Source organism: Desulfoplanes sp., assembly GCF_054921335.1.
In genome coordinates this window covers 1-4,489 of sequence record NZ_JBUDSQ010000129.1, presented here as the reverse complement: position 1 = coordinate 4,489, position 4,489 = coordinate 1, and the positions used below count along the sequence as shown (strand labels likewise).

Below are 4,489 nucleotides of genomic sequence, written 5' to 3'. Positions count from 1 at the left end.
CCAAAATTTTGATAAAATCAACCTACTTTTTTCCGCACCATTGTCCCGTCGATGGTAGGGTTATCCCCCACAGCCATACAGTCCCGTTTATCCGGATTCAGGGTCCATACATTCTCTCACCCACTGTAAAAATTGATAATCTGCTCTTTCGATTTTTTTTTGACCAACGCTCGTCCTTGCCGCTGCATGGTAGGGCTTGGATTTTTTGCGGAGGGTAAAAAAACCAAGGCGGAGTCCAGCCAGTTTCAGGAAAGTTGTCGGCTTTTCTGGAATTCACCGAAAAAAAGGCCAGAGGATTGCGGCGATAGCATACGGTGCGGATAGGCACATTACCTGCCTGATATGACTGAAAAAAATGGCTTGCATGGTTTTTCTCCAGGAACAGACGATGGCCGGGTTGACTTCCGTGCTCTCTCGTGTATTGAAATCATTTCAAAAAACAGAGGATTTTCCAACAAGCTTTTATCGGGGTTGGCTTTCTCTTATTGGGACGGGCGAGGATATTGAAAGTGCTGAACATATTATGTAGTGATAGTGTTTTACTATGCTGAAAGACGCTAACCTGGTTGACCTTCTTAGGGCTTTAGTACAAAGTGCAGTAGTTATATTTATCATGTCCGGCTGCGCAAGTCATGATCATATTTGGTATAAACCAGGTCATTATCAAGGTGACTATGATGTAGATTGCGTGGAATGTGAGAGGGTTGCCAAAACATTGTCCATGGAACGCTCGGTCTCCGGCAGATCACTGAATAACGAAGTTTACGCCAAGGCCTTTGACAGGTGTATGTTTTCCAAAGGATGGACGACCAACGCTCCGGACACAAACAAAAACCCAAAGCAAAAAAAGGCTGAGACCGGTCCCAACTTTTTTACCGTCAGTGGTGGGATTATCTCGGGCTTTGATTGCTCGATAGCCCTGCCACCGGGCTTCCGACTCCTAAAACAAGAATCATTTGCCTATGGTCCGACCCAAACGTCTTCGGCACTTTTTCAAGGTCCAGACAGCGTGTTTATAAATATTTTATTCCAGGATAGCGGGAGCCTGTCTTTTGAAAAACAACGATATCCCGTCAAGGAACCATATTTTTCGTTTGACAAAAGCACCAAGGAAGATGCAATAGACTGGACTAGTTTTTTTGGTCAAGTCGGCAGTGATTGGGTCGGAGGCATTGGAGCCTATCTTAATCTTTCTTCACGCCAGAGGATCATTCTTGTCGCTACGCGACCTCTGCCGAGAGATAGAGCCGTGCCACCCAAAGGGCTCCGGCTGGATCGGAAACAGTTTGAGACCATGAAGTATTTTTCTGAGGACTATGCCGGCTGGATTGAAGGTCTTGGCGCACAGGCTATACAATCAGATTGGAAAAAACTATTTTAATTTTGGTGATAACTTACAACAGAAGGGGTGGAATTATGAAAAATTTGGTAGCGTTCTTGGTTGTTTTATCGATGTTGTCATTTGGCTCGCCTCTCATGGCCGCAACCGGAGCAGGCGCAGGCGCAGGTGCCGGGGCCGGGGCAGCAGCTGAAGGCGGAGCTGCTGCAGGTGCCGGAGCTGGTGCAGGTGCCGGGGCTGGTGCAGGTGCCGGGGCTGGTGCCGGGGCGGCCGCTGCCGGTGCCGGGGCGGCCGCTGCCGGTGCCGGCATCTCAGCAACCACGGCTCTTGTAGCGGGAGCTGTTGTTGTCGGAGCGGCTGCAGCTGCGGTGGCTATGAGCAGTGACGACGACAATGGTGGCCACGGTCACACTGGTCACGGTGGAGACTAGCTAACGTATAGTTTTCCAGACGTTTTTCAAACAGGCTGCGTGAGCAGCCTGTTTTTTGTGTGCAGCCGAAAATCTGCAGGGGCCGAGAATACCATTCATCGGCCATACCAGAAATAGTACCCGGGTATGACAATCATCGAAACCAATTTGAGTGGCAACCAAACATCTCTCGAGCAGACAAACAGCTATGAATACCATTAGACGCATCCTTTTTTTCGCCGTGTGCTTGCTTTTTTGCCTTCCGGTGCTGGCACCTGCCGGACCAGGGAGTCCTGCAGTGGGAAATATCAGTGCTGCCCAAGCTAAGGCCGCTCTATCTGGTCAGGGAGGAGGGACTCCAGCAATCCCCGAAGGGCTTTCTTCTGCAACTATCGAGCAGAACATTTCCCCTGAAATGATCCAAAATCTTCCCGCGGATGTGCGTGCACAGTTGGAAGGCACGACCGCTTTAGAAACCGGGCAAGAGAGTGGAGCGGATGTCCCGGAATCTGATCAGAAAAACAAGCAACCCGATGTACTTGAAACCCGCTCGGGTGGTACCTCGGTTCTCGAAAACCTTTACCGGAACAATTACGCTGTCAGTTCAGCCAGGTCCCTGAACCAGTTTGGGTACAACCTCTTTTCCTCCTCAACTGCTGTCCCTTCCAAACTTGCCGTTCCGGATGATAGATACGTTCTTGGCCCCAATGACGAGTTGAGTATTAGGATATGGGGTTCGGGCCTCGACGCTGAATTCAAGGGGTTCGTCAAAAAAGACGGAACCATCAATGTCCCGAAGATCGGAATCGTCCCAGTTGCAGGCGTGCGCTATGGGCAGGTCGAGAAGATTATCAAGAGTGAAGCTGAAAAATACATCCAAGGGATAAATGTCAGCGTTTCGCTGGAGAAGTTGCGAACGGTAGAGGTGTATGTGCTCGGAGAAGTAGATCAACCGGGATTGCATCTTGTGCCTGCTTTTTCGACCGTCCTTGGCGGGCTGGTATCGGCAAGTGGTATCACAAAACAAGGTAGTCTTCGCCAAGTTTACCTCCTCCGCAGCGGGAAGAAAATCCCTGTAGATTTGTACGATCTTATTCTGCAAGGTGCGCGTAAAGCAGATGTCATCCTTAAAAACAGAGACGTGATCTTTGTTCCAAGGATTGGAAAAACCGTTGCCATTGCCGGAGCGGTTGCCAATCCTGCAATCTATGAACTGCACAAGGAAACGGATATCGGCGATCTTGTAGATTTGGCTGGTGGCATTTTGCCACAGGGGTTAACTGGACGTTTGTACGTTCGAAGATACAAAGAGAATGACGAATTCCTTGTCTACGATATCGAAACAAACAAAAATCCTGAATGGAGAGATATCGCCCTTGAGGATGGCGATCTTCTGGAGTTCAAGTATGTTTTGTCATCCAAGCCCAAGGTCGTCCGCCTTGAAGGCCATGTCTGGCGTCCCGATGTGTACAATTTCGTTCCGGGCATCAAACTTGGCGATATTCTCGTCTCTCCGGAATTGATAAAGCCCGAGGCCATCCTCGACTACGGTCTTTTGCACAGATATGATCCCGTTTCTACGCATTATACCACGACCTCATTTCCTCTGCAGAAAGTGCTCGACCGCTCCTTTGATCAGGAATTGCGCGCCTACGACCGGATACAGATCCTATCCCGACAGGAGTACGGAATAGGATACAACGTATCCATCCGTGGAGCGGTGTGGCAACCCGGATCGTATATTTTCCAGGAGGGAATGACCCTTGAGGACCTCTTCTCCATGGCGGGACGAGAAAAAATCGGGGCTAGGATAAACAATATCGAGCTTTCAAGACAACATATCAAGGGTGACCGCGTTGAGGCCGAGCATATCCGCCTTTCATACGCCAAAAATCCCGATTTCAAGCTCGCTCCCCTTGACTCCGTGTTCATTCCGCAAGTCAAGGACGCAGACCGGGTTAAAACGGTCGCGCTGACGGGTGAGTTCCTTTACCCTGGAACCTATACCATCAAGGATGGTGAACGGCTCTCAGACCTTATCCAAAGGGCGGGCGGTTTCACCAAAGACGCCTATTTTTATGGTGCAAAATTCACCTCCCCCAAATCAAGGGCCATTCAGGAAAAAAGTCTCAAGGATTTGATCCAGGAACTCGAAATCAGGGCCAACCAGGTCGTGGCCGAGCAGGCGCAAACAGCCGTAAGCAAGGATGAAACCGCCCTTGCCCAGGCAAACCAGGTGGCCGTACAGGGATTTATCAAAAAGCTCACCGCGATCAAACCGGAAGGGCGTGTCTCAATAGTTCTTTCCGACCTCCAGTCTTTCAAAGGTTCTGTCTATGATTTCAAACTTGAAGACGGGGATGCCCTGACGATACCCAAACGTCCCAACTTCGTGGCGGTCATGGGCTCGGTCTACTCTCCCAGCGCCTATCTGTACCAGCCGAAGCTCGATGTGGAGTCCTATGTGGTAAAATCCGGGGGGCCGACCAAAACCGCGGACGAGGACTTTATGTATGTTCTTAGAGCAAACGGTGAAGTGCTCTCCAAGTCCCAGACGGGGTCCATGTTCAGTAGATTCGACAGCACGAAGCTCATGCCCGGAGACACGATCATCGTGCCAGAGGATCTGGAACGGGTCCCCTACCTTCGGTTGATCAAGGATATTTCAGATATCGTGTTCAAGATCGCTACAACGGCAGGAGTGGCCCTTGCGGTCATGTAAGAAGGACAGCTGGTAAGC

Annotated in this window: 3 protein-coding genes; all 3 read left to right on the top strand. The window is 50.2% G+C overall.

What is annotated here, in order from left to right; all coding sequences use genetic code 11:
• Positions 1 to 544 precede the first annotated feature (544 nt).
• The 3 genes from ACY692_RS14215 (at position 545) to ACY692_RS14205 (ending at position 4,471) form a co-directional block, all read left to right on the top strand.
• Positions 545 to 1,381, top strand: coding sequence for a hypothetical protein (locus ACY692_RS14215; RefSeq protein ID WP_462326040.1), 837 nt, complete (start codon positions 545 to 547; stop codon positions 1,379 to 1,381).
• Between the two features lie 35 nt (positions 1,382 to 1,416).
• Positions 1,417 to 1,770 carry a hypothetical protein gene (locus tag ACY692_RS14210; RefSeq protein WP_462326039.1) on the top strand — a complete coding sequence of 118 codons (354 nt, stop codon included), beginning with the start codon at positions 1,417 to 1,419 and terminating at the stop codon, positions 1,768 to 1,770.
• A 187-nt stretch (positions 1,771 to 1,957) separates the two neighbouring features.
• Positions 1,958 to 4,471, top strand: coding sequence for an SLBB domain-containing protein (locus tag ACY692_RS14205; RefSeq protein ID WP_462326038.1), 2,514 nt, complete (start codon positions 1,958 to 1,960; stop codon positions 4,469 to 4,471).
• Positions 4,472 to 4,489 lie beyond the last annotated feature (18 nt).

Excerpts from the sequence above, each read along its gene's own strand:
- ACY692_RS14215 (WP_462326040.1), top strand. The coding sequence starts at position 545 with ATGCTGAAAGACGCTAACCTGGTTGACCTTCTTAGGGCTTTAGTACAA.
- ACY692_RS14210 (WP_462326039.1), top strand. The coding sequence starts at position 1,417 with ATGAAAAATTTGGTAGCGTTCTTGGTTGTTTTATCGATGTTGTCATTT.
- ACY692_RS14205 (WP_462326038.1), top strand. The coding sequence starts at position 1,958 with ATGAATACCATTAGACGCATCCTTTTTTTCGCCGTGTGCTTGCTTTTT.